Genomic DNA, 23,783 nt, shown 5'->3' with positions numbered 1-23,783 from the left:
GCATCAATATGCGTACGGATTATCGTTGCACCCCATGCGAAGACTCACTCTGCAACTCACTCTGATGACGGCCTGCCTCTGCTTCGCCGCCGCGCCCGGTCGCGCCGGCGTGCTAGAACTGCAGCAGGCGCTGGAGGGTTCCGGCGCGGCACCGCTGCTCGGAGACGACGAGCCCGTGCGCTTCTTCCTGCGCCTCGTGGCCGCCTGCGGCGAGGACGAGGAACTCGCCTCGCTGTCCGTGTCCATCGCCGACACCCGGCTCACGCCGGATCCCGGCAGTCTGGACGACGACGGCAGCACGGAGGTCACCCTGGCCGTCTCGCCGCGCCAGCTGCAGGGTATCAACCGCCGCCTGCTCTGCTCCGACACCGAGGCCGCGGAAGGTTCCCTGAAGCTGCTGCGGGGCGCGTTCAGCGCCACGGCTTCGGCGCGCTGCAGCCACGCGGAGCGCGGCTCGCGCCTGCTCTACGCGAGCACCGACGTGGACGTCTCCTACTGGTGCCCGGGCGCGGATCAGTCTCCGGAGGATGCCGCCGGCAGGTGATCTGCCAGGAAGTCCAGGGTCAGCGCCCAGGCATCCTCGGCCGCTTCCCGGTCGAAATTGTTACCCGTCGGGTTGGCGAAGGCGTGTCCGACGTCCGGGTAGATCTTCAGCGTCAGATCCTTCTCCAGTTCCTCCATCGTCGCGCGGAAGGCCTGCACGGATTCCAGCCTGATGCCGGTGTCTTCCTCGGCGAACACACCCAGCAGGGGTACCTCCAGCGGCGCGAGCTCCTCCTCGTCCAGGATGACCTGGCCGTAATAGATCACCGCGGCATCCAGGCGCTCCGGGAACAACAGCGCCGTGCGCAGTGACCAATGGCCGCCGAGGCACCAGCCGATGGACGCAACGCCGGGGGCGCCCACCTCCTGCAGGAACGCATAGGCCTGGCGCAAGTTCTCCTCCGCCGCCTCCTGGTTCTCGAGCAGCTCCATCATGAGCGTGCGGGCATCCGAAGGCGTATCGGCCGTCCGGCCGCCGTACAGGTCGACGGCGAGCACCATGTAGCCTGCCGCCGCCAGACGATCCGCCATGGCCCGGATGCTGTCGTTCAGGCCCCACCACTCGTGGATCATGATGACCGCCGGCAGGGGCTCCACCATGTCCCCCGGGGCGGCGAAGTAGCCGCGCACCAGACTGCCGTCGACGTCGGCGTAAGGAAGCTCCTCGCTCACCACGCCGCCGGGTGCGGTGCCGGCCGCGCCGCTCGGCACCGCCTCGTCGCCCGCATGCTCCCGGGACATGGCATCGACGTTCTCGCGGCTCATGGAGGCCGCCGGTTTCTCACCGGAGGCCGGCGGGGCTCTCCCCTCGCCGCCATCGTCGCTACCGCCGCCGCAGGCGGCGGTCATCAGGGCGAATGCTGCGACGATGAACCAGGGGACGGACGGAAACCGGCGGGCTGCGATGATCATGGCCGAAGTGTAAACAAAAACGCGCCGTCGCGGCTCGTTCCGGGCGACTGTCAGCGTTTTCCGACGGCGCGTGTCGTCGGGTCTGTTGCCGCTCGCGGGGCCGGATGACACACTACCGCCACCGCCGGCCGCCCGGGAAAAGAAGAACGTGGGGTACCTGCACGAAGCGCTCGTCTACCTGATCACGGCCGTCATCGCGGTGCCTGTGGCGAAGCGACTCGGTTTCGGGTCGGTGCTCGGCTACCTGCTGGGCGGGCTGGCGATCGGCCCCTGGGCCCTCGGCCTGATCTCCGAGGTCGACCATATCCTGCATTTCTCCGAGCTCGGGGTCGTATTCCTCCTGTTCGTGATCGGCCTCGAACTGCAGCCCTCGCGGCTCTGGGTATTGCGCCGCATGGTATTCGGGCTGGGTGCGGCGCAGGTGCTGGTGACGGGCGCCGTGATCGGCGGGCTGGCCTGGGCGGCCGGCATGCCCGCGGAGGCAGCCGTGGTCGCGGGCGGCGGCCTCGCCCTCTCCTCGACGGCTTTCGTGCTGCAGCTGCTGGCCGAGAAGCAGCAGCTGACGAGCCGCTTCGGCCGCTCGGCGTTCTCCATCCTGCTGTTCCAGGACCTCGCGGTGATCCCGATCCTGGCCGCGGTCCCGCTGCTGGCCACCACCGCACCGGACGGCGGCACCGGGGCGGGCCGCTGGCTGCTCGGCATCGCCGCACTACTGGCGCTGGTATTCGGCGGCCGCTACCTGCTGCGACCGGTGCTGCGCTGGGTGGCAGGCACCGGCATCGAGGAGCTGTTTACGGCCGTGGCGCTGCTGGTGGTGATCGGCTCCGCCACCCTGATGGAGGTGGCCGACCTGTCCATGGGACTGGGAGCATTCGTCGCCGGGATGCTGCTGGCCGACTCCGAGTATCGCCACCAGCTCGAGGCCGACATCGAGCCCTTCAAGGGGCTGCTGCTCGGGCTGTTCTTCATCGCCGTCGGCATGTCGGTCAATCTCGGGTTGATCGCGTCGCGCCCGGGAGACGTCTTCAGTCTCGTTGTCGCCCTCCTGCTGGTCAAGGCGACGGTCATCTACGCGCTCGCCCGTCTGTTCGGCCTGGGCAATAACGAATCCCGCTCGCTGTCGCTGGTGCTGCCACAGGGGGGCGAGTTCGCGTTCGTCATCTTCACGGCCGCCGTAGCCGCCGGCGTGCTCGATCGTGCAACCTCCGAACTGCTGATCGTGGCCGTGATTCTGTCCATGGCGGTGACGCCCCTTCTCTACATCGCCAACGAGGCCTGGGGCCGGCGCACCGCGCCCGCGGTACCGGAGCCGGAGTACGACCGGATGCCGGCCCAGCACAACGACATCCTCATCGCGGGCTTCGGCCGCGTGGGACAGATCGTCGGCCGCATCCTGCGCTCGCGCGGCATCCCGTTCACCGCGCTGGAGAACAGCCCGGAGCGGCTCGACGCAGTCAGGCGTTTCGGCAACGTCGTCCATTTCGGGGACGCGTCGCGGCCCGACCTGCTGAAGGCGGCCGGGATAGAGCACGCCCGCTTCTTCGTGCTGGCGTTCGGCGACGTGGACAAGTCCGTTAAACTCGCCCGCTGGGTGCGCCAGCATTATCCGAAGGTGACGATCCTGGCGCGCGCCAGGAACCGCCTGCACGCCTACGCACTCATGGATCTCGGCGTGCAGGTGATCATCCGCGAGACCCTGCACTCCAGCCTGTTGATGAGCGAGCACCTGTTGCGCGACTACGGCATCGGTGACCAGGAAGCGGCCCGCATCGTGAAGATGTTCGCCGAACACGACGAGGCCACGCTCCGCCGCCAGCAAGCCGTTGCCCACGACATGGACGAACTGGTGCAGACCACCCGGGAGGCCGCCCGGGAACTCGAGTCGCTGATCCGGGCCGACCGCCGCAAAGACTGATCGACCACCGAAAGACGCTCAGTCCTTAACGGCGCGCGCCAGTTCGCGCCGGGTCTGCTCCAGCAGCGGCCGCAACGGGTGGTCGGCCGGAGCTGCCGCCAGCGCCCGCTCTACGTATCGCAGCGCCTCTGCCGGCCTGCCGGCACGGCCCAGCGCCTCCCCGAGATTGTTCAGGGCGACCAGGTCGTCGGGATCGCCATCGAGCAGTGCCCGGTAGTGCGATGCCGCCGCCTCCGGCTGCCCCTCTGCCAGAGCGATATTGCCGAGACCGAGGCGGGCAAGGCGATTGCCGGGCCAGCGTCCGAGGGCGGCCCGGTAGCCGGCCCGGGCCAGCGCGAGGCTGCCCGTCGCCTCCACGGCGGCCAGGGCGCGCAGATAGCCTCCCGGGTCTTCGCCGGCGGGCAGTTCGCCGGCACCCAGCATGACCAGTCCCCAGTTCCCGCTGCGCGACCAGGTGCGCAGGAACACCCCGCGGCCGGTCACGCGGCGCCGCTCCGTGCCCGAACGCAGCACGTAGGCATCGCGCACGGGATCCATGCCCACGACGACGGCATAGTGCCAGCGCGGAATGGCGCTGACGCCGAGGTTCTGCAGCACGAGCACGGGCCGTCCCGCGGCGAGTTCGGCGGCCAGGGCCTCCTGGGACGGAGGCAGCCGGTAGGGCACGCGGCCGCGGCGACGGGCGGCCGCGATCAGCTCCGCCTGCAGCGAACCCTGCCTGCCGGGCAGAAAGACCTCGTCCACCAGCGCCTCCGGCGCCACTGCCACGCCGGAGGCGGACAGCACGGTGGCCAGTGCGGCGGGACCGCACTGGTAGCGCTCCTGGGGGAAGAACGGCGTGTCCTCGAGTTCGAGCGGCGCCGACGTCATGTCGGCCACCGGCACGCCGGGTGCGGCGCACCCCCCGAGCGCCAGGACGCCCACGCAGACTGCAAGCCGCTGCAGCCGGCGCATCGGCGCCCGGCGCCTGGATTGCCTCAGAGCGTCTCCCTCAGATGCGGCTGAAGACGTTCGTGACGCCCACGAGCTCCAGAATCAGCAGCACCACGAAAACGATGCCGATGACAGCGAGGAGGTCACCGCCGGCCGCCGCGTCGGCGATGCGTCCGTCGAGTTCCGCCAGTTCCGCATCGGACAGGGCAGCGGCCCGCTTCGCGGCCAGGGCCGGATCGACGCCGAATCGCTCCAGTTCGGCAGCCACGTCCTGCCGGGCCAGGAACGAAGACACGCGATCGAGACGCTCCATACGCTCCGCGACCACGGCGGCCTGCTCGGTGGAGATCACCCCGGCCGAAGCGCTGACGGCGAAACCGGACGACAGCAGGGCGGCGGCGACGATACCGGTGACGAAGCGGCAGAAAACGGAACTGATCATATGCTCTCTCCTGTGAGGGCGGACAAGCGCGACCGCCCCTGGTTGCAGACGGCCCAAGGATAACACCGGAACGGCCCGGCTCAGTCCCGTTCCTCGTCCTCTTCGTCGTCCCAGGTGCGCAGCTTGTCCTTGTCCGCGGCCTGCCACTGCGCCTCGCTGCGCCGCATCATCTGGCGGATGTACATCACCAGGTAGATCGCGCCGGCGCCCAGGAAGATCAGGACGAGAATCAGTTCGGTACTCATGGGGTTCATGCTAGCACCCGAGGAACCCTCGTACGGACCTTGCGTCCTGTGCCGGCCGTCCGCGACGGGGTAAGATCGGGGCCTGAGGCAACCGACGATCGGACCGCATCATGACCCTGCTCCGCGACACCTACCACGGACCGGAGGGCGGCTTCCGCCCCCGCCAGCGGCGCTTCGAGCTGAAGGATGCTCTGGCGGGAGACTGGCACGGCGGCAGCGCCTTCCGCACGGCCTGGTTCAACGCCATGTCGATGCTCTTCCCCCTCGGCGAGAAGTTCTTCATCGACAGCGTGCGGGCCTGGTCGGACCGCGTCGAGGACGACGATCTGCGTGCCGAGGTGCGGGCCTTCCAGGGTCAGGAGTCCGTCCACCGCCGCGAGCACCAGCGCTATAACGAGGCGCTGTGCGAGGCGCGCGGCTACGATCTGGAGGAGTTCGAGGGCCCGGTCCGGCGGCGCATCGCATGGGCGAAGGGCCACTTCAACGAGCGGCGCCTGCTGGCCGGCACGGTGGCCAACGAGCACCTGACCGCCATCATGGCCCACGACCTCCTCTCCCACGACGACGTGCTGACCGGTGCCGACCCGGAGATCGCCGAACTCTGGCGCTGGCACGCGGTGGAGGAGACGGAGCACAAGGCCGTCGCCTTCGACGTCCACGAACTGGTGGGCGGCACGGTGAAGGAACGCCGGCACGCGCTGGTGATGTCCAGCGTCTTCTTCCTGAAGGACACCTTCCGCAACGCGCGCATCATGCTGAAGCGCGACGGTCAGCTATGGCGCTGGCGCACCTGGTGGGACGGCTTTCAGTTCCTGTTCGGCCGGCCCGGCACGCTCCGGCGCATCGTGCCGGCCTGGCTTTCGTTCCTGCGCCGGGACTTCCATCCCTGGCAGCATGACAACAGCGAACTGGTGAAGCGCTACGAGCTGGCCCACAAGGGCTGAGGCTCCGGCTTACGAGGGCCGATGCCCTCAGGCGACGCCGAACTCGATCATGCTGTCGGCCATGTCCTTCACCATGGTCCGGAGCGAGCGCGGCTGCCAGCCGAGGACCCGCTTCGCGCGTTCGTTCGAGATGTCCATACGCAGGCCGATCTCGGGGACCACCAACCGCGTGGTCTTGTCGAACAGTGCGGCGAGACGCAGCACGAAGCCGGGCAGCCTGCGGGTGGGGATGCGGTAGCCCCTCTCGCGCAGGTGTTCGTCCAGTATGTCCGCGATCTCGCCGAACCAGGCGTGGTCGATGGCCAGGATGAAGCGCTGGCCGGCGGCCTCCTGCACGTCCATCGCGCGCAGATGCGCGTCCGCGACGTCACGCACGTCCACCGGCGCATAGCCGATGGGCGGGCAGCCGGGGAGATCGCGGCGCATGAGCTTGCGCACGGCTTCGCCGCTGGTGCCGTAGTCCTCGTCCAGGATGGGGCCCAGGACCAGGCCCGGGTTGAGCGTGACCAGCTCCAGCGTGCTGTCGTGCGGCAGCGATTCCATGAACTCCCAGGCGGCACGCTCGGCCAGCGTCTTGGACTTCTCGTAGGCGCCGGCGGTCTTCTCCGGGATGCTCCAGCTGGACTCGTCGTAGACCTTGCTGCCGTCGCGCTCGTGGCCGTAGAGCACGGCGGCCACCGACGAGGTCATCACCACGCGCCGGACGCCCAGCTCGGACGAGAAGCGCAGCACGCGCAGCACGCCTTCGCGCGCCGGCACGATGAGGTCGTCCTCGTGTTTCGGCGGCGTGCGCGGCAGCGGCGAGGCCACGTGCAGGACCGCGTCGCAGCCCTCGATGGCCTCGCGCCAGCCCTCGTCGTCCGTAAGGTTCGCCGTGAAGAAAGACAGCCGGTCGTCCGCGTCGACGTGCTTCGCGAAGGTGGCGCGCAGCAACGTCTCCCGGGACGGCGAGCGCAACGTGCCACGCACCCGGAAGCCCTCCCGCAGCAGCTGCAGGATGCAGTGCATGGCAATGAAACCGGACGCGCCGGTCACCAGTATGGTTCTGTCGCTGTTCTCGGGACTCATGACTCTCTCCCTGTGTTCGGCGGACGGACTACGGGCCGACCTTGATCTCGTCTATCAGCGTCCTGCGCACGCAGACCCCCTCTTCCAGCCAGTGCCACGTGCGCGACCGGCGGTCGTCGTACTCGTTGATCACGATCATCTCGAACAACTCCATGCCCGGATTCTCGTGACGGGTCCACGTGAGCAGCACGATATTCGGCGCGCCCTGCCAGGCGACGCCGGTGAGGATGTCGTTGTCGAAGTGGACCCTGCCGTCCCGATAGGTGCCCGGCAGTTCCGCGTATTTCGAGCGCCCGTCCGGCCATACCCAGCGGTTCTTCTGCACGTAGTCCCACGGGCCGTCCTTCGGGAAGCGCACCTCGACGGTGGAGTGGTGACGTTCGACGATCCTGCCCCGCGCGTCCAGGTGACGGTACTCCCCGTCCCAGAAACCCTGGTGCCGCAGGAAGCCGGGCAGATTCTTGGCGATCGTCATGGCGGTGCCTCTCCGGATACGGATACGGATACGGATACGGATACGGCTACCATACTGCACTCGTGCACTCGCGGGCAGGCCCCGGAGGCGCGTCAACGGCGCTGCGCGACGGTTTGACCGCCTGCACCCTGCCGGGCATGCTCCGGCGATGCCGCCGCGACCGCCCCTGATCGAGATCCGCGACGCCGTCGTCTGGCGGGGAGACACACGGGTGTTCGACGGCCTGGATCTCGTCATCGAGTGCGGGCAGCACACCGCGATACTCGGACCGAACGGGGCCGGCAAGACCACGCTCCTGAAGCTGGTCAGCCGCGAGCTCTACCCGGAGGCGCGGGACGACCCCGCAGTACGCGTGCTGGGCCAGGGCCTGCAGGTGGTGAGCGACCTGCGCAAGCGGCTGGGACTGGTCTCCCATGATCTGCAGCACGACTACATGGACCGCGTGCCACTCGCGACCGCCGTCCTGTCCGGCTTCGCGGGCAGCCAGGGACTCGCGGGCGTTCCCTTCGAGCCGGGCCCGGAGCACCTCGCGCGCGCCCGGGAAGTGACGGCCGAACTCGGGCTCACGGGACTCGAGGAGCGGCCTTTCCGCTCGCTCTCCACCGGCCAGCAGCGCCGCTGCCTGCTGGCCCGCGCACTCGTCCATCGTCCGGAGGCACTGATCCTCGACGAGCCCACGGCCGGCCTGGATCCCGCGGCGGCGTTCTCCTTCCTCGGCCGCATCCGCGCACTGATCCGGGCGGGCACGACCATTGTGCTGGTCACCCATCACGTGAACGAGATCCCCCCCGAGATCGACCGGGTGATACTGCTGAAGGCCGGGCGAGTGGCCGCGAAAGGGCCGAAACGGGAGCTGCTCACCGCGGCACGGCTCAGCGAGCTTTACGGCACGGCCGTCCGGGTGGTCGAATCAGAGGGCTACTTCGTCGCGCTGCCCGGCTAGTGTCCTGTCCCGCTACGTCCGGCACTTGCCGCGCATGCCGGCGATCCACTCGCGGATCAGGGCCACGCCCTCCTCGTGTACGAGCGCGCGGCCGAGTTCGGGCATGGCGGCGGCCGGATCGCCGGTCTCCATGCGGTAGACGAGTATCGAGGCGTCCGGATCTCCGGGCACGATAGAGTAGCGCCGGTTGCCCGAGCCGCGCCCGGCCGCGACGGGCGGCTTGCAGCGGCCGAGCCGCCGGGGGTCGGCGGTGTCGATGTCGAGGAAAAGGCCGGAGGTGTCCGCCGCACCGCGGGGGTTGTGGCAATGGCCGCAGTTGACGTCCAGGTAGGCCCTGGCGCGAGCCGCGACGTCGCCTCCGTCGGAGGCGTCCCAGCGCGCGAGCCGCGGCGCCTCTGCCCCCGACGGCGCGCCCGTGAGATAGCCGGCCTCCGTCCAGGCGGCGAGCTGATTGCCGCCGGGGCCGCCGGGGCCTCCCGCGCCATCCGCGCCGACGGAGTTCAGGTGCCGGGTCTTCGGCCCGAGGGGCCGGAGTTCCTTGCTGGTGTGGTCGGGCCGATGGCAGCCGCCGCACTGGTTGGCATCGGGCACGACGTAGGTGAACGGCCGCTCGCGCCCGTCGGCTGCAACGAGGCGGAGCGCCAGCATGGCGCCCACCGGACGCAGCGTCGCCTCCGTCTGCGCTTCGTTCCAGACGTAGGGGTAGGCCTCCCAGCCGTCGGCCTGTTTCACGAGCAAGCGGGTTTCGACCAGGCGCACCGCGTCCAGCGTCAGCGCGGCGCCGTCGAAAAGGTGCCCCCCGGCCTCTGCGTAGACCACGCCCGGCCCCGCGACCGGATAGTAGAACGTCTTGGTGAGTACGGTGCCCATCGGGAAGTCCCAGTCGCCGGTCTCCCGGTAGCGCGCCGAGCGCCCTTCCGGCATCCACACCGTGCGCAGTTTCTGCGCGTAATCGGAGAACAGCGGCGTGTTCAGGGTGTAGGGCAGCACCCGCTCGTTCGTTACCAGCCGACCGCCTTCGGCCAGCACGAGCCCCCACTCGCTGAGCCGCTCGGGCGGCGTCTCGTGGAAGACGGGCGCCTGCCGTTCGCCGCAGCCGGCGGCCAGCGCCAGCACGGCCATTGCCATTGCCGTGGCCCGCGCGGCGACCCCCGCGGCGACTGCGCGCGCAGGATTCATGCCTCGGCGTCGGCCAGCGCCAGCTCCACGGCCGGCAACTTCTCATGGCTGCAGCGGTGGCCCGTCATGTCGGTGGTCACGTCTTCGCTGCCGTTGCCCATATCGGCGTTCAGCACCACGGCCGGCTCGTTGTCCACGCAGATCGCGTAAGGCGGTTTCAGCGAGCCGGTCTCGTCTGTCTTCTCCGGATTGGCATGGCCGTCCCAGAGGATGTCCGGCAGCGAGCCGCCGAGCCCGAACATGGCCACCTTCAGGGTCTTCAGCGCGAGGGTATCGGGCGAGTCGCCGCCGCCGGAGAAGCGGTTGCCGTAGATGTAGATGGTCTCCGGATAGGGGTCGTAGTCGTCGGCCACCTCCATCATGCCCTCGAAGCCGGACGAGAAATAGCTGGAGACGCTCACGTTGGCCGTGTCGTTGTCCGCGATGTCGTTGTCGAAGATCTCCACCCGGTCGTTGGCGTTGATCAGCACCCCGGTGCCGGCCGGGACGCCGGATACGGCGGTGCCCTCGGCCGCGAAATTGCCGGTATTGTTGGCGATCACCCGGTTGCGGTAGACCCGCGTCGAATGGCCGGGCTGCGGCAGGTCCGGCATGTTGAAGACGAGGATGCCGCCGGTGTTGTTGGCGGCGAGATTACCGTAGACGTCGGCGCCGATGGTGTTCTCGATCTCGATGCCGGCCACGTTGAACTCGGCGCGATTGTTGCGCACCACCACGTTGCGGGACTGGCCGACGTAGATGCCCGCGTCCGACGCGCCGATCGCCACGCAATCCTCCAGCAGCAGGTTCTCCACCTGCACGGGATAGAGGCCGTAGGCGCCGTTGTCCGTATCCGGCCCGCCCGTCCATTCGGCACGCACACGCCGGATGACGATATTGCGGCCCTCGTTGACCTTCAGCGCGTCGCCCACCGTGTCCTCGATGCCCACGTCTTCAATGCGGAAGTCGCTGGCGTTCACCAGCAGGCCCTCCGCGCCCTGGATCTGGCCGGCGAAGGAAAGTACCGAGCGGTCCATGCCGGCGCCGCGGATGGTGACGCCGTCGGTATTCAGGGTCAGGCTGCGGGTGATGCGATGAACCCCGGGCGGGATCTCGATGACGTCGCCGGGCCGGGCCTCGATGAGTTCCTGCAGCAGCTGATCCTGATACGCCGTATCCGGCGGCTCGCCGGGCCCGCCGCCGTCGGGCGGCTGGCCGCAACCCGCCGCCAGTGCGGCGAGACCGATGAGGATCCACAGACGACTTGTACTCATGCTCCCCCTCCCGTTCCGCGGTCGACGCTGTGCGGACCGCCGTATTGTAGCGAACCCCGACGGCCCATACCGGCGTGCGGAGACGGCGAAACCGCCGCCGGACAGGCCGGCCGACGGATCGGCCGGATTGTGACCTGCACCCGGGCAATCCGGCTGCTTTTCCGGTGCAATCAGGCGTGGAGCGGCCTGTGCCGTCGCCTCCGACCTCGGCGAGGGCGCTGCCGCATCCGGCGCGCTTTACATAATATATGGAGGCCCCAGGGGCCGCGGAGACCCAGGTGACGGACTACTCGCCGGTACTCGACAACCCCTACGCCCGGCAACTGGCGTCCGGGTTTCGGTGGTTACGCTTCGGCCGCCGGCTCGAGGAGGAGTACCAGCGGCATCACCTGTCGATGACGCTCCTGCAGACCCGCGCCGGCCTTGGACTGGGGCTGGTCCTGCTGTTCGCGCTAATCGCCGTGGACCACTATTTCATGCCGCCGGAGTATGCCCGGATCTCGAACCCCGTCCGGCTGTTCGTGATCATCCCGGCGGTCCTCGGCGTCCTGCTGCTCTCCTACTGGCAGCCCGCTCAACGCATCATCAAACTGTTCACCATGATCGCCGCGATCGTCGCCGGCCTGGGGTCGCTCTCCATCGGCGCGCTGGCGGCCGACCTCGGCACGCCTTATTACTTCTCGGGCTTCATGACCATCACGGTCTATATCTATTTCTTCCTCGGCCTCGGCTTCTACTACGCCACGGCCACGGCGCTCACGCTGCTCTTCACCTTCGTCGGTCTCAGCCTGGCGCTGCAGGGCGTCACGGTGGACCTGATGTACAACGGCCTGTACATCCTGTTCACGAACTTCATCGGCATCTTCGGCGCCTACTCGCTGGAACGCGGCCGGCGCCGGAGCTTCCTGGAGGCCAATCTGATGGAGCGCGTCGCCGGGCAGGACAAGCTCACCGGCCTGAGCAACCGACGCGCTTTCGACGAGCGCTACCGCTCCGCCTGGCAGAAGGCGTCGGCCGACGAAGTCCGGCTGGGCCTGCTGCTGATCGACGTCGATCACTTCAAGGAATACAACGACCAGTACGGTCACCAGGCCGGCGACAGGGCGCTCATCACGGTGGCGAAAATGGTGCGTGCCGCCGTCCGCCGGCCCACCGACATGGCGGCCCGCTACGGTGGCGAGGAATTCGTCGTGCTGCTCACGGGTACGACCGAGCAGTACGCCGCGAAACTCGCCGAGCACATCCGGGTGAGCATCCTGCAGCTCGGCATCCCGCACCGCGTGGATGGCCGGCCGGCCAGACTGAGCGTCAGCGTGGGCGTCGCCACGACCCAGCCCGCCGCCGACCGCCGCAGCTCGGAGGGACTGATCCAGATGGCGGACGAGGCGCTCTACGCCGCGAAGGCGGGCGGGCGCAACCAGGTGCAGATCGCGGCGCCGGACCCCGACATGCAGACCGGCACATTCCGCATGGGCGCCGCCTGACGGACCGGCAGAGGATCCACCGGACAGCCCGCGAGCCGACGATTCAGCCGGTCGCGTCCGCCGGCGGCAGGTGGCCGGTCTTCACCCAGAAGACGGCACCGGTGTCCGAACTCACGGCATGCCCGCTCCCGGGCGGCAGTCGCAGCCAGTCACCGGCGACGTATTCCCGCTCGCCGTCCGAGAGCCCGCCCTCGAGCAGGAATGCCTCCTCGCCGCCGGGATGCTCGTGCTCCGGCACGCGGCAGCCGGATGCCATGCGGTAGAGTGCCACGCGCTCGCTGCCGTGGGCATGAAGGGGCAGGCGCTCGACGCCCTCGACACCGGTCGCCTGCCACGCGCCATGGTGCGTATCGACCACCACACGCACCAGGTCGTCGTCGGCGAACTGGCGCAGCTTCACCAGCAGCACGCAACCCTCCCGACTGGCGGGCGCGTGGGAAGAGCCGGGCGGATTGCGCACGTAGGTGCCGGCCGGGTATTCGCCGTGCTCGTCCGTGAATAGGCCCTCCAGCACGAGGAACTCCTCGCCCCTGCCGTGGGTGTGTTCGGGGAAGCGGCTCCCGGGCGCGTAGCGCACCAGGCTGGTGGCCCTCGCCACCTCGTCGCCGACGCGATCGAGCATGCGCCGCTCCACCCCCGCCGTGGGCGAAGGCACCCACTCCATCTCGCTGGTCCGCTCGAATGCGGGTGCCGTGAAGTCCGCATTGACTCGCATGCACAGTCTCCGGAAAGAAAAGGGCCCCTGATCCTGCGATCAGGGGCCCCCTTTGGCAAGTCGCCGGACGGTGGATCAGAACGAGTATTCGGCCTCGAAACCGATGATCCGGCCCTTGTTCAGCGGCGAGAAGGTGGCGCCCGGCCCCGGCGTGATGCCGAAGACTGCACCGGCCAGCGGGCCGCCCGCGAAGACATCGGGCAGCTGGGTATCGCCGCCGATGGTCACCTCGTCCTTCAGGTTCTTGCCGTAGACGGAGAGCTTCAGCGCCCGGTCCATGAGGTACAGCGAGATGCTGGCATCCAGCATGTCGGCCTCCTTCAGCAGGCCCTCGTTGTTATCCGTATACGGGGCCTGGTCCCGGTGGTTGAAGCTCACCAGGGCGTTCACCGCCATGCCGTTGCCGATGTCGCGGTCGTAGATCAGGCTGGCACCGTAGGACCAGGGGGCGAGACGCGGGATATCCAGCTCTTTGTCCTCTCCGTTCACGACACCATCGCCGGAGATGTCGAAGATGACCTCGTCGTACTGGCCATCGACGTAACCCGCATTGACCGTCGCAGTGAGGCTGTCGGTCACGAACGCGCGGGCCTCGAAGTCGAAGCCCTGGATGGTCGCATCCGCCGTGTTGTCGATGATCTGAATGACGCCCGCCTCGGCGCCGGGCAGGTTCACCTCGCGCTGCAGGTCCTCCAGCTTGTTGTAGAACACCGCGGCATTCATGCGGACACGGCCGTCGAACAGGTCCGTCTTCACACCCACCTCGAAAGAATCCTGGGTCTCCTGGTCGAAGGGCCCGGGCGAGGCGGTGGGCGACGTATTGCGCAGGTTGTAGCCGCCGCTGCGGAAGCCGCGGGTGTAGAAGCCGTACAGCTGGGTCACGTCGTTCGGCCGGTACTGGAAGCCGATCTTCGGCGTGAAGGCGTCCCAGCTCTCGTCGTCCACCAGGTTGTAGAAGCTGCAGCCGTTCTCGATGGTGCAGGCGGGCGTGCCGCCCGGCGTCGGCAGGCCGAGGGTCGCGATCTGCACGTCCTTGTCCTCCGAGCTGTAGCGGGCACCGAGATTGATGGTCCAGCGCTCGCTCAGCTGCCAGTCCACCTGGGTGAACACGCCCCAGGTCGACTGCTCCTGGATGCCGCCGCCCACGATCTGATTGGTGCCGAAGATGAGGTTGCGCTCCTCCCGGTAATCCAGGTCCTGGGTCAGGTAGTACAGGCCGCCGGTGACGAAGAAGTTACCGAACGCACCCGAGTACCGGAGTTCGTTGGAGATCTGGTCCTGCTGGGTCAGCGCGCGGGAGTGGAACAGGAAGAACGGCGAGGCGTCGATGTCGCCGGCCGACAGACTTTCGTAGTCGCGCCACGCCAGGATGTTCACGATCTCACCGTCGCCGAAGGCCACGTCGAGGGTCGTCTCCAGGATCGCCTGGTCCCACTCGTTGTTATAGGAACCCGGATAATCGATGGAGAAGTCGAAGCTGTCGCGGCTGAACAGACCGCTGTTCTGGGACGCCGGGCCGTCACCCTCGCTGCGCCCGTTCTCGGTCCGCAGCAGGAACTCCAGCGCATCCGTGGCACGCCAGGTCAGCCCGGTGCGGATCAGCGTGGTATCCGCCTCGCCGAAGTCACTGCCGTCGAAGTCGTTGGTGTGCCAGCCACCGTCCTTGTTGTGGTAGACGGCGATTTTGCCGAGGAGGTTTCCGGACTGGCTGAGCGGACCCGTGAACACGCCGGACGTGACGACGTTGTTGCCGGTCTCCACCGCACCCTTGACCTTGACCGAGAGTTCCTCGGTGGGCCGGCTGGTCTGCATCAGCACCGCACCGCCCGTCACGTTGCGGCCGAACAGCAGACCCTGGGGCCCGCGCAGTACCTCGACGGCCTGCAGGTCGAAGGTATCGAACACGACGCCGCCGTTGATGCCGTAGTACATGCCGTCGACGAACACGCCCACGGTGGGATCGATGGACGGGATGGAGCTGTTGATGCCAAGGCCCCGGATCGAGAAGTTGGCCACGCCGCGGGTGGTGCCGATGTCCTCGAGCTGGACGTTGGGTATGCCGTAGCCCAGTGCCTTGAGGTCGCGCAGATAGAGCGCGTCGATCTGTTCTTCACCGAGTGCCGTGACGGCCACAGGGACGTCCTGGACCTCCTGACCACCGGCACGTTTTGTCGCAGTGACGATGATCTCTTCGACGAAGGCTTCCTGTGCCCCCTGGGCGTGCGCAAGCGTCGCTGCGCCAGTCATGCCGGCAAGTGCGAACGCTGCGGTCGCCCACCGGGCGATACCGGATATTCCGTGTTTCACGATTTCTCCCCCTGTGATGTCTGCACGTGCCGAAGCCGGCGCGCGGTCTTGCGCAGCGCGGCAATCGGCCGTGGCCGGCCGCCGGCTGCGAATCAAGGATAGCGACGGCCGCTCGACGCGGTCAAGATAATTGTCGGGTTACCGCAACAAATCCGGCCCATTCGAACGCTGCCGTCCAAGCGGAGTCCAGCAATATCCGACCAGCCCGGATCGCCTGCGAGCGGCAGATTCCGTTTATGTACAATGAACCGTGCGCACCCCGTGGGACAGGCCGCACAGCGCTCCGGGGCGGACGCGAATTCTGTTGCTCCGGGGCCACAGCCGGCAGGGGCTGGCCCCGCCACTGGACCGGAGAGCTCATGACCGAAAGACTGTTCGAGCAGGACGCCTACCTGCAGGAATGCCTGGCGACCGTCGTCGCGGCGGACGAGGACGGGATCGTGCTGGACCGCACCGTGTTCTATCCCCTCGGCGGCGGCCAGCCCGGTGACCGGGGCCGGCTGGAGACGGCCGCGGGCGAGCGCGTCGGCATCGTCGATACCCGCAAGGGCGAGGCCGGTGCCATTCGTCACGTCCCGGCCGCGGACGCCGCACTGCCTGCCCCCGGCGAGCAGGTGCGCGCCGTGATCGACTGGGAGCTGCGCTACCGCCACATGCGCATGCACACCTGCATGCACCTGGTGGGCGCCGTGATCCCCCACGGCGTCACCGGCGGCAACATCAGCGCCGCCAAGAGCCGGCTCGACTTCGACATGGAGGAGACGCTGGACAAGGAGGTCGTGACGGCTGCGGTGAACGCCCTCATCGTCGAGGATCATGAGGTGCGGTGCCGCTGGATCACGGGCGAGGAGCTCCGCGCCCGGCCGGAACTCGTGCGCACCATGTCGGTCTCACCGCCCATGAACGCCGGGCACATCCGGCTGCTCGAGATTCCGAACGTCGACCTGCAGCCCTGCGGCGGTACCCACGTGCGGCGTACCGGCGAGATCGGCCCCATCCGTGTCAGCAAGATCGAGAAGAAGGGCCGGCACAACCGGCGCGTGAACATCGTATTCGCGGACGCCTGAGGGAGGCGACCCGGCCGGGACGCGCCGGGTGGCGGCTTCCATCATCCACGGACACCGAAGAGGCAACATGTATACACGAGGTCTGCTCGTATTCACGACCCTGATGATCGCGGCCTGCGGCCCGGACTCCCCCACCGCCACCGGAGACGGAACGGCGCCGCCCGCGGAAACCGACGAGCCTCCCGCCGTCGGCAACCCGCTGCTCGCCGACTGGGACACGCCCCACGGGGTGCCGCCCTTCGAGCGCATCCGCGCGGAGCACTACCTGCCGGCCCTGCGCGAGGGCATGCGCCGGGAGCGCGCGGAGATCGAGGCCATCGTCGCCAATTCCGAGCCGCCGACCTTCGCGAACACCGTCGAGGCCCTGGAGCGCGCGGGATCGTCCCTGGAACGCACGGCGCGGGTCTTCTACGCCGTGAACTCGGCTCATTCGGACGAAGTGATCCGGCAGACGGCGAAGACGATCGCCCCGGAACTCTCGGCCCACGACGACGACATCCTGCTGAACCCGGCCCTGTTCGAACGCATCGACGGCCTCTGGCAGGCCCGGGAAGGCCTCGAACTGGATGCCGAGGCACTGCGGCTGCTGGAGGAGACCCACAAGGAGTTCGTGCTGGCAGGCGCCGCACTGGACGACGAATCCCGCGCACGTCTCAGGGAGATCAACAGCCGTCTCGCCGTGCTCGAGGAGGACTTCCAGCAGAACGTGCTGGAGGAGACGAACCGGTTCGAGCTGCTGATCACGGACCGGGCGGATCTCGGCGCGCTGCCGGCCAGCCTGGTGGCCTCCGCCGAAGCGGAGGCGGAGCGCCGCGGCCACGACTGCGAGGCGTGCTGGGTATTCACGCTGCAGCGCCCGAGCATCGAGCCGTTCCTGGAGTACTCGCCGAGCAGGGAGCTCCGGAAGCAGATCTTCATGGGCTACGCCCTGCGCGGCGACCGGGGCAACGAGGCCGACAACAATGCGATCGTCACCGAGATGGTGGCGCTGCGCGCCGAGCGGGCCCGGCTGCTGGGCTTCGACAATCACGCCGCCTCGGTGCTGGTGGACCGGATGGCGCAGACGCCGGAGCGCGTCTACGAATTGCTGGACGAGGTCTGGGAGCCCGCGCTGGCCATGGCGAAGCGCGAACGGGATGCGCTGACGGCGATGCTGCGCGCCGACGGCATCGAGGGCGAGCTGGAGCCCTGGGACTGGCGCTATTACACGGAGAAGCTGCGCAAGCAGCGCTACGACTTCGACGAACAGGCGCTGAGGCCCTGGTTCGAGTTCTCGGCCGTGCGCAGCGCGGCCTTCGAGCTGGCGGGCCGGCTGTTCGGTCTGACGTTCGAGCAGCGTCCGGACCTGCCCCGCTGGCATCCGGACCAGCAGGTATTCGAGGTCTTCGATGCGGACGGCTCCCATCTCGCCATCCTCTACATGGACTGGTTCGCCCGGGAGAGCAAGCGCGGCGGCGCCTGGATGAATGCGCTGCGCCAGCAGTCGGACATGGACGGATTCGTGACGCCGGTGGTGACCAACAACTTCAACTTCCCGGCGCCCGCGCCGGGCCAGCCCGCCCTGCTCCGCTACTCCGAGGCCGAGACCCTCCTGCACGAGTTCGGTCACGCACTGCACGGCATGCTTTCTGAGGTGCGCTATCCGTCGCTGGCCGGAACCAGCACGGCGCGCGACTTCGTGGAACTGCCCTCGCAGGTGATGGAGAACTGGCTCGGCGAACCGGAGATGCTGAAGACCTTCCGTCACTACGAGACGGGCGAGCCGCTGCCGGACGAGCTGATACGGAAGATCCAGGCGACGGCGAAGTTCAACCAGGGCTTCCGCACCGTCGAGTACATGGCGGCGTCTTATCTCGACATGGCCTACCACATGCTGGAGCCCGGCGCGGAGGTCGTGCCCGAGCAGTTCGAGCGCGCGGAGATGGAGCGCATCGGGCTGATCGACGACATCATCCCCCGCTACCGCAGCACCTACTTCCGGCACATCTTCTCCAGCAGCTATTCCGCCGGCTACTACAGTTATCTCTGGTCCGAGGTCATGGATGCCGACATCTTCCAGGCGTTCCGCGAACAGGGGCTGTTCGACCGCGAGACGGCCACGGCCTTCCGGGAGGAAATCCTGTCGAAGGGCGGCACGAGGCCTGGGCTCGAACTGTTCCGGGCCTTCCGCGGGCGCGACCCGGTCATCGAGCCATTGCTCGAGCGGCGGGGGCTGCTTCCGGAGCGGCCGCTGGCGCCGTAGGAAAAAAAAGCCGGGCCGTCACCGGCCCGGCTGCAGGGCGCCCTGGGGCGGGCGTCAATGCGGCCCGAGGGAGGCCGGACCGCACAGGGGGTGTGTCGCCTCGGCCTTCAGCGGCCGGAAGCGGCCAGCGTCGCCTCGATGTTCATGGCGATCGCCTCGCGGCCGGGCGCCAGGTCCGCGGCCTTCTCGAACTGCCGACGGGCGGCATCCAGGTCGCCGGTCAGGTAGTACCAGGCACCCAGGTTGTTGAAGTCGCTCCAGGTCGCGTAGCGGTTCGCGGCCGCGAGCCGGCAGGCGTCGCCCGCCAGGTCGTAGTCCTTCTGCCGCAGGTGTGCGTTGCACAGTGTCCCGTAGGCGCGGCTGCGCGCATACTCACCACGCAGGCGATCGATGCGCGGCGCGATCAGCCCGACCGCCCGCTCCGTATTGCCGTTCGCCAGCGCCACCTCGGCGCGCTGCACGAATTCCGGCGTGGTCTGCAGCTCGAGTCCCGCCGCCTCTGCGTCCATAGCGCCGAAGACGCCGGTCAGCGTTAATGCCAGTGCGGCCAGTTGCGTTGTGATGCTCATGGGTGTCTCCCTCTCGATGAACCGTGGGGACACAGTACGGATTGCGCATACGCATAGCGATAAAGAAAAAATATAATTACTATTCATCTATGAATACTTTGTCCTCCCTCCGGGACTGGGGCGACATCCGCCTCTTCCTCGCCATCGTCGAACACGGCAGCCTGCTGGCCGCCTCCGAGCACCTGTCCCTGTCCCAGCCCACGCTGGGGCGACGCCTCGCGGCGATGGAGAAGCGCATGGGCGTGCCGCTGTTCGTGCGCACCGGCCGGCGCATGCAGCTCACCGACACCGGCCGGGTCATACTTGAGAACGCGCGCCGGATGGAACGCGAGATGCTTGCCATCGAGCGGGCCGTGGACCTGCAGTCGAAAGGGCTCGCCGGCGAGGTGGTGATCACCGCCACCGAGGGGACGGGCACCGAATGGCTGCCGCCGGAGCTGACGGAGTTCCGCCGGCGCTACCCGGACATCACGCTCAACATCCGGGTGGACAGCCGCACCATGGACCTGCTGCGCCGTGAGGCGGACATCGCGCTGCGCCTGGGCGAACCGAAGGAGCCCGAGCTGATCGGGCGGCGGCTCGTCACGGTGGGCTTCGGGCTGTATGCGGCGCCTTCCTATCTGGAGCACGCGCCGCCGCTCGAGTCGCTCGACGATCTCGCGCACCACGATCTGATCGGCCTCGAGCAAGCCGGCAGCCCGGCACACCTCGTCCCCGGCGACGAGCTCGCCCATCTGCCGACCGGCCGCTTCGTCTTCACCACCAACAGCGCGGCGGCGCAGATGTCCGCCGCCCGGGCCGGCTACGGCATCGCCGTGCTGTCACACCGCTGGGTCGCCATGCAGGGCGGGCTGGTGCCGTTGCTGGCCGGCACGAACCTGTTCGAGGCGCCGATGTGGCTGCTCACCCACGAGGAGCTGCGCCACAGCGCCCGCATCCGCGCCGTCTCCGACTTCCTCACGGAGCGCGTGCTGGCGAACAAGGAGCAGTTCGAGAGCGGCAAGGCCGCGTGACACCCCTTCTTTCCTGGCCGCCCTGCGGGGGTCGTCCGGGCCGACTGGAGCCAGGACGGCGGGAAAGAGGCCCGGCCGAAGCGAAGGAGGACAGGACGTCCGACTGAGCGTCCCCCGTAGTCCGCCCCGGTCGATGGCGGGCCAACGCCGATAGAAGAAGCGGATCGGGGCTGAAGCCCCTCCCACAGCAAGGTCGGGCCTGAAGGCCCTCCTACATGTGTCAGCGGGGCGGGATGCCGCGGCCCGGAGACCAGGGCACGCCGGCGGCATTCAGGCGCTCCTTCAGACCGGCCAGTTCCACGTCGGTCAGCTGGTCCAGCGCCTGCTTCACCTCCGCGAACTCTGCCTCGGCGATCTGCAGGCTGGTGCGCTGGGTGCCGGTCGGCCCATAGGCATTGCTGGTGCTGCCGAAGCCGGCGACGTTCAGGCGACGCGAGATCGACACCGGCTGCGAATCGCCCATCTCGGCGCGTTCGCCGTGGCCGCTGAGGCGCACACCGAGGCGCCGTGCACGTTCCTCGATGTTCTGTGCCGTGGCGTAGAGCGCGGGATCCGCGGTCGAGCGGGCCAGCACGTCCTTGATGGCGCCGGTCTCGGTCGTGAGTTCCTCCACGGCAGCTACCGCGGCGCTGACCGCGCTGCCGAGTTCGGCGACCTGTCGGTCGAAGCGTACGCGCTCGCTCTGCGCCGGGCCCTCGAGCACGGGCTCGCGGATGGAGTTGACGCGGAAACTCCGCGGCTCGCCCACCGTCTCCACGCGGCCGTTTACGCGCCGGGCCAGGGTCACTGTGTATTCACCCGGTTCGGCCAGCACGCCGTGACGGGTCTCCCAGGGCGAGGGCTCCTCTTCGCTCTCGGGCTCCCAGCGGTTGAGGTCCGGATAACGCAGGTCCCAGGCGATCCGGTGGAAACCGGCCTCCGCCGGCGCCTCGATGTGACGCACGACTTCGCCCGCCGCGTCGCGCACCGTCAGCCACGCGGCCGGCGTCTCCTCCAGTTCCTCGTCGAGCACGGCATCCCAGTCCGGGAACGGGATCGGCGCTCCCTCGAGCTTCAGCTCCTTCTCCCGCGCCTGGCGTTGTTCCTCCCGACTGCGGATCTTCTCCGGCAGGTAGTAGGTGAACACCGCGCCGAAGGGCGGGTTCGGAGCGACGTAGAAGCTCGCGCCCTGGCTGCTCTTGCAGCCGGGCGTGCCGCAGCCGAGCGAGTTGCGGGGCACGTACCAGGCGGCGTCGCGCACGGGGAAGAGCACCGTCTCTTCGGCGAGTGTCTCACCGCTCAGGTCGCGCAACGGTGCGTAGTCGTCCAGCACGAAGAAGCCGCGGCCGAAGCTGGCGGCCACGAGGTCGTTCTCCCGCCGCTGGATCTCGAGGTCGCGGAACGAGATGGTCGGGATGCCACCGTCCAGTTCGGTCCAGTTGCCGCCGCCGTCGACGGTGAAGAACAGGCCGAACTCCGTGGCCGCGAACAGCAGGTCGGGGTCCACGTGATCCTGGATCACTCGCCAGACGATGTGCCGGTCCGGCAGATCGTCCGCAATACTGCGCCAGCTGCGTCCCCGGTTGGTGCTCTTCAGGATATAGGGCTCGAAGTCTCCGGCCTTGTGGTTGTCCACCGCGACGTACACGGTGTCCGGGTCGTGCAGGTCGGCCTTGATGTCGTTCACGTAGAAGTAGTCGGGCACGCCGGGCAGCGAGTCGATCTCGCGCCAGGTCTCGCCGCCGTCCTCGGTCACCTGGATCAGCCCGTCGTCGGTGCCCACGTAGATGAGTCCCTCGACCAGCGGCGACTCGTCCAGGTTGGCGATGGTGCTGTATTTCGACATGGCGTACAGGTCCCAGGGCGCGTCGAAGCTCCAGCGCGTGCCCATCATCGGCTGGCGCAGCCGGTCGATGTCGCGGGTGAGGTCGCCGCTGAGCGCCTGCCACTCATCGCCCCGGCTGTCGCTGCGCCAGAGCCGCTGGCTGCCGACGTACAGCCGGGCGGGATCGTGGGGGCTGATGAGGATGGGCGCATCCCAGTTGAAGCGCTCCTCCGGCTCGCCCCGCGCGGGCTGGGGCTGGATGTAGACCGTCTCGCCGGTGCGCCGGTCGTAGCGGTTCAGATTACCCTGCTGCCATTGCACGTAGACGATGTCCGGGTTCGTGGGGTCGGCTTCCGGCTCGTGGCCGTCGCCGCCGAGCGCTATGAACCAGTCGGCGTTGGTGATGCCGTGGATGTTCGGCGTGCGCGACGGGCCGCCCTGGGTGGAGTTGTCCTGGGTGCCGCCGTAGATGTTGTAGAACGGCTCGTCGTAGTCGACGGAGACCTTGTAGAACTGGGTGACGGGCAGGTTGGCAGCAAAGCGCCAGTTCTCGCCGAGATCGAAGCTCTCGTAGATGCCGCCGTCCGTGCCGACGATGAGATAGTCGGGATCGTCGGGCCGGAAGGCCATCGCGTGGTGATCCACGTGCTTGGAGGCGTAGTCCATCTTCGTGAAGTTCTCGCCGCCGTCATGGGTGACGTGCAGGAACACGTCCATCTGGTAGACCCGGTCGAGGGCGTGGGGGCTGGCGAACAGCTCCTGGTAGTAATGGGGTCCCGTGCCGCTGGAGAGATAGTCGTTGCGCTTCTCCCAGGTCTCGCCGCCGTCCTCGGAACGCCAGAAGCCGCCCGTGCGGCGGGCGAGTTCGATGGTGGCATAGACCACCTCCGGGTCCCGGGGAGAGATGGCCAGGCCGATCTTGCCCATGTCGTCCTCGGGCAGCCCCTCGGTGAGTTCGCGCCAGGTCTCGCCGCCGTCTTCGGACTTGTGAATGCCGCTGCCCGGACCGCCGTTCATCAGCGCCGCCACGTTGCGGTAGCGCTGCCAGGTCACCGCATAGACCACGTCCGGGTCGCGCGGGTCCAGATGCACCTCGTTCGCGCCGGTGTACTCGTCGTCGCCGAGCAGCTTCTCCCAGGTCTCGCCGCCGTCCACGGACTTGTACAGGCCGCGCTGGCCGCCGGCCGACCAGAGCGGGCCCTGCGCGGCCACCCAGATCACATTCGAGTCGCGCGGGTCGATGCGGATCATGCCGATGTGCTCGGAACGCTCGAGGCCCATGCGCTCCCAGGTCTCGCCGCCGTCCCGGCTGCGGTAGATGCCGTCGCCATAGCCGACGTGACGCCCGCTCACGTTCTCGCCGGTGCCCACCCAGACCGTGTCCGGGTCGTTCGGGTCGAGGGTGATGCAGCCGATGGAATAGGAACTCTGGTCGTCGAAGATCGGCTGCCAGGTGGTGCCTGCGTTGCTCGTCTTCCACACGCCGCCGCTGCCCACCGCCACGTACCACATGCTCGGGTCTTCGGGGTGCAGCACGATGTCCGCGATGCGCCCGGACATGAAGGCGGGTCCGATATTGCGCAGTTCCAGCCCTTCCAGCGTCGGCGTGTTGAGCCCCGGCTCGACCTCCTCGTCGGACGCGTCGGCCGCGAAGACCGCGAGCGGGAGCAAGAGGGAAGCGAACAGCAGTCTGGCGGACATCTTCATCATCCATCCTTCGGTGGTGTGGC

20 protein-coding genes are annotated in these 23,783 nt (G+C 68.4%); 8 read left to right on the top strand and 12 right to left on the bottom strand.

Annotated features, from left to right (window positions below; genetic code table 11):
• The first annotated feature begins 34 nt into the window (after positions 1-34).
• Entirely contained in the window at positions 35-544 is a 510-nt protein-coding gene (locus tag ACJMKZ_RS02215; RefSeq protein ID WP_405231562.1) for a hypothetical protein, read from the top strand.
• On the opposite strand, the gene ACJMKZ_RS02210 is transcribed toward ACJMKZ_RS02215, so the two are convergent.
• On the bottom strand, positions 514-1,455 hold the full coding sequence (locus ACJMKZ_RS02210; protein ID WP_405231561.1) for a dienelactone hydrolase family protein: 942 nt from the start codon (positions 1,453-1,455) through the stop codon (positions 514-516). The two genes, ACJMKZ_RS02215 and ACJMKZ_RS02210, sit on opposite strands and share 31 nt — an antisense overlap.
• A 148-nt stretch (positions 1,456-1,603) precedes the next feature.
• On the opposite strand from ACJMKZ_RS02210, the gene ACJMKZ_RS02205 reads away from it, so the two are divergent.
• Positions 1,604-3,370 carry a monovalent cation:proton antiporter-2 (CPA2) family protein gene (locus tag ACJMKZ_RS02205; protein WP_405231560.1) on the top strand — a complete coding sequence of 589 codons (1,767 nt, stop codon included), beginning with the start codon at positions 1,604-1,606 and terminating at the stop codon, positions 3,368-3,370.
• A gap of 18 nt (positions 3,371-3,388) precedes the next feature.
• Here ACJMKZ_RS02205 and ACJMKZ_RS02200 read toward each other — a convergent pair whose 3' ends face one another.
• From ACJMKZ_RS02200 to ACJMKZ_RS02190, 3 genes are all read right to left on the bottom strand, one after another.
• Complete coding sequence (locus ACJMKZ_RS02200; RefSeq protein ID WP_405231559.1) at positions 3,389-4,324, bottom strand: PA2778 family cysteine peptidase; 936 nt, start codon at positions 4,322-4,324, stop codon at positions 3,389-3,391.
• Positions 4,325-4,361: 37 nt separating this feature from the next.
• Entirely contained in the window at positions 4,362-4,745 is a 384-nt protein-coding gene (locus tag ACJMKZ_RS02195; RefSeq protein ID WP_405231558.1) for a PA2779 family protein, read from the bottom strand.
• Positions 4,746-4,825: 80 nt separating this feature from the next.
• A complete protein-coding gene (locus ACJMKZ_RS02190; protein WP_405231557.1) occupies positions 4,826-4,990 on the bottom strand; it encodes a hypothetical protein in 165 nt (54 codons plus the stop codon).
• Positions 4,991-5,100: 110 nt separating this feature from the next.
• Between ACJMKZ_RS02190 and ACJMKZ_RS02185 the strand changes: the two genes are divergently transcribed.
• A complete protein-coding gene (locus ACJMKZ_RS02185) occupies positions 5,101-5,934 on the top strand; it encodes a metal-dependent hydrolase (protein ID WP_405231556.1) in 834 nt (277 codons plus the stop codon).
• Between the two features lie 27 nt (positions 5,935-5,961).
• Here ACJMKZ_RS02185 and ACJMKZ_RS02180 read toward each other — a convergent pair whose 3' ends face one another.
• Together ACJMKZ_RS02180 and ACJMKZ_RS02175 are read right to left on the bottom strand one after the other, a co-directional pair.
• Complete coding sequence (locus ACJMKZ_RS02180; RefSeq protein ID WP_405231555.1) at positions 5,962-7,002, bottom strand: SDR family oxidoreductase; 1,041 nt, start codon at positions 7,000-7,002, stop codon at positions 5,962-5,964.
• A gap of 28 nt (positions 7,003-7,030) precedes the next feature.
• Entirely contained in the window at positions 7,031-7,477 is a 447-nt protein-coding gene (locus tag ACJMKZ_RS02175) for a hypothetical protein (RefSeq protein WP_405231554.1), read from the bottom strand.
• Between the two features lie 148 nt (positions 7,478-7,625).
• Here ACJMKZ_RS02175 and ACJMKZ_RS02170 point away from each other — a divergent pair, with 148 nt between their 5' ends.
• Positions 7,626-8,420 carry an ABC transporter ATP-binding protein gene (locus ACJMKZ_RS02170; RefSeq protein WP_405231553.1) on the top strand — a complete coding sequence of 265 codons (795 nt, stop codon included), beginning with the start codon at positions 7,626-7,628 and terminating at the stop codon, positions 8,418-8,420.
• 12 nt (positions 8,421-8,432) lie between these two features.
• On the opposite strand, the gene ACJMKZ_RS02165 is transcribed toward ACJMKZ_RS02170, so the two are convergent.
• Both ACJMKZ_RS02165 and ACJMKZ_RS02160 read right to left on the bottom strand, forming a co-directional pair.
• Entirely contained in the window at positions 8,433-9,599 is a 1,167-nt protein-coding gene (locus ACJMKZ_RS02165) for an SO2930 family diheme c-type cytochrome (protein ID WP_405231552.1), read from the bottom strand.
• Positions 9,596-10,852: a parallel beta-helix domain-containing protein gene (locus tag ACJMKZ_RS02160; RefSeq protein ID WP_405231551.1), complete on the bottom strand. Its 1,257-nt coding sequence runs from the start codon at positions 10,850-10,852 to the stop codon at positions 9,596-9,598. The genes ACJMKZ_RS02165 and ACJMKZ_RS02160 overlap by 4 nt, the downstream gene beginning before the upstream one ends.
• Positions 10,853-11,130: 278 nt before the next feature.
• Between ACJMKZ_RS02160 and ACJMKZ_RS02155 the strand changes: the two genes are divergently transcribed.
• Complete coding sequence (locus ACJMKZ_RS02155) at positions 11,131-12,336, top strand: GGDEF domain-containing protein (RefSeq protein WP_405231550.1); 1,206 nt, start codon at positions 11,131-11,133, stop codon at positions 12,334-12,336.
• 43 nt (positions 12,337-12,379) lie between these two features.
• Here ACJMKZ_RS02155 and ACJMKZ_RS02150 read toward each other — a convergent pair whose 3' ends face one another.
• The gene (locus ACJMKZ_RS02150) at positions 12,380-13,051 is read right to left on the bottom strand and encodes a cupin domain-containing protein (protein WP_405231549.1); all 672 of its coding nucleotides are present in this window, start codon (positions 13,049-13,051) and stop codon (positions 12,380-12,382) included.
• A 75-nt stretch (positions 13,052-13,126) separates the two neighbouring features.
• Complete coding sequence (locus ACJMKZ_RS02145) at positions 13,127-15,358, bottom strand: TonB-dependent receptor (RefSeq protein WP_405231548.1); 2,232 nt, start codon at positions 15,356-15,358, stop codon at positions 13,127-13,129.
• 359 nt (positions 15,359-15,717) lie between these two features.
• On the opposite strand from ACJMKZ_RS02145, the gene ACJMKZ_RS02140 reads away from it, so the two are divergent.
• Positions 15,718-16,425, top strand: a complete 708-nt coding sequence (locus tag ACJMKZ_RS02140; protein ID WP_405231547.1) for an alanyl-tRNA editing protein — start codon at positions 15,718-15,720, stop codon at positions 16,423-16,425.
• 67 nt (positions 16,426-16,492) lie between these two features.
• A complete protein-coding gene (locus tag ACJMKZ_RS02135; RefSeq protein ID WP_405231546.1) occupies positions 16,493-18,667 on the top strand; it encodes a M3 family metallopeptidase in 2,175 nt (724 codons plus the stop codon).
• Positions 18,668-18,774: 107 nt separating this feature from the next.
• Here the strand turns inward: ACJMKZ_RS02135 and ACJMKZ_RS02130 are convergent, their stop codons facing one another.
• Positions 18,775-19,236, bottom strand: coding sequence for a tetratricopeptide repeat protein (locus ACJMKZ_RS02130; protein ID WP_405231545.1), 462 nt, complete (start codon positions 19,234-19,236; stop codon positions 18,775-18,777).
• Positions 19,237-19,325: 89 nt separating this feature from the next.
• Between ACJMKZ_RS02130 and ACJMKZ_RS02125 the strand changes: the two genes are divergently transcribed.
• Positions 19,326-20,249, top strand: coding sequence for a LysR family transcriptional regulator (locus ACJMKZ_RS02125; protein WP_405231544.1), 924 nt, complete (start codon positions 19,326-19,328; stop codon positions 20,247-20,249).
• Positions 20,250-20,469: 220 nt separating this feature from the next.
• Here ACJMKZ_RS02125 and ACJMKZ_RS02120 read toward each other — a convergent pair whose 3' ends face one another.
• Positions 20,470-23,760 carry a VPS10 domain-containing protein gene (locus ACJMKZ_RS02120; RefSeq protein ID WP_452233298.1) on the bottom strand — a complete coding sequence of 1,097 codons (3,291 nt, stop codon included), beginning with the start codon at positions 23,758-23,760 and terminating at the stop codon, positions 20,470-20,472.
• Between the last annotated feature and the right edge of the window lie 23 nt (positions 23,761-23,783).

Source organism: Lentisalinibacter salinarum, assembly GCF_040706555.1.
In the GTDB taxonomy this organism is placed as follows: domain Bacteria; phylum Pseudomonadota; class Gammaproteobacteria; order Steroidobacterales; family Woeseiaceae; genus Lentisalinibacter; species Lentisalinibacter salinarum.
The sequence above is the reverse complement of the archived record's forward strand: the minus strand, read 5'-3'. Positions and strand labels throughout refer to the sequence as shown.

Excerpts from the sequence above, each read along its gene's own strand:
- ACJMKZ_RS02215 (WP_405231562.1), top strand. The coding sequence starts at position 35 with ATGCGAAGACTCACTCTGCAACTCACTCTGATGACGGCCTGCCTCTGC.
- ACJMKZ_RS02210 (WP_405231561.1), bottom strand. The coding sequence starts at position 1,455 with ATGATCATCGCAGCCCGCCGGTTTCCGTCCGTCCCCTGGTTCATCGTC.
- ACJMKZ_RS02200 (WP_405231559.1), bottom strand. The coding sequence starts at position 4,324 with ATGCGCCGGCTGCAGCGGCTTGCAGTCTGCGTGGGCGTCCTGGCGCTC.
- ACJMKZ_RS02195 (WP_405231558.1), bottom strand. The coding sequence starts at position 4,745 with ATGATCAGTTCCGTTTTCTGCCGCTTCGTCACCGGTATCGTCGCCGCC.
- ACJMKZ_RS02190 (WP_405231557.1), bottom strand. The coding sequence starts at position 4,990 with ATGAGTACCGAACTGATTCTCGTCCTGATCTTCCTGGGCGCCGGCGCG.
- ACJMKZ_RS02185 (WP_405231556.1), top strand. The coding sequence starts at position 5,101 with ATGACCCTGCTCCGCGACACCTACCACGGACCGGAGGGCGGCTTCCGC.
- ACJMKZ_RS02180 (WP_405231555.1), bottom strand. The coding sequence starts at position 7,002 with ATGAGTCCCGAGAACAGCGACAGAACCATACTGGTGACCGGCGCGTCC.
- ACJMKZ_RS02175 (WP_405231554.1), bottom strand. The coding sequence starts at position 7,477 with ATGACGATCGCCAAGAATCTGCCCGGCTTCCTGCGGCACCAGGGTTTC.
- ACJMKZ_RS02170 (WP_405231553.1), top strand. The coding sequence starts at position 7,626 with ATGCCGCCGCGACCGCCCCTGATCGAGATCCGCGACGCCGTCGTCTGG.
- ACJMKZ_RS02165 (WP_405231552.1), bottom strand. The coding sequence starts at position 9,599 with ATGAATCCTGCGCGCGCAGTCGCCGCGGGGGTCGCCGCGCGGGCCACG.
- ACJMKZ_RS02160 (WP_405231551.1), bottom strand. The coding sequence starts at position 10,852 with ATGAGTACAAGTCGTCTGTGGATCCTCATCGGTCTCGCCGCACTGGCG.
- ACJMKZ_RS02150 (WP_405231549.1), bottom strand. The coding sequence starts at position 13,051 with ATGCGAGTCAATGCGGACTTCACGGCACCCGCATTCGAGCGGACCAGC.
- ACJMKZ_RS02140 (WP_405231547.1), top strand. The coding sequence starts at position 15,718 with ATGACCGAAAGACTGTTCGAGCAGGACGCCTACCTGCAGGAATGCCTG.
- ACJMKZ_RS02135 (WP_405231546.1), top strand. The coding sequence starts at position 16,493 with ATGTATACACGAGGTCTGCTCGTATTCACGACCCTGATGATCGCGGCC.
- ACJMKZ_RS02130 (WP_405231545.1), bottom strand. The coding sequence starts at position 19,236 with ATGAGCATCACAACGCAACTGGCCGCACTGGCATTAACGCTGACCGGC.
- ACJMKZ_RS02125 (WP_405231544.1), top strand. The coding sequence starts at position 19,326 with ATGAATACTTTGTCCTCCCTCCGGGACTGGGGCGACATCCGCCTCTTC.
- ACJMKZ_RS02120 (WP_452233298.1), bottom strand. The coding sequence starts at position 23,760 with ATGAAGATGTCCGCCAGACTGCTGTTCGCTTCCCTCTTGCTCCCGCTC.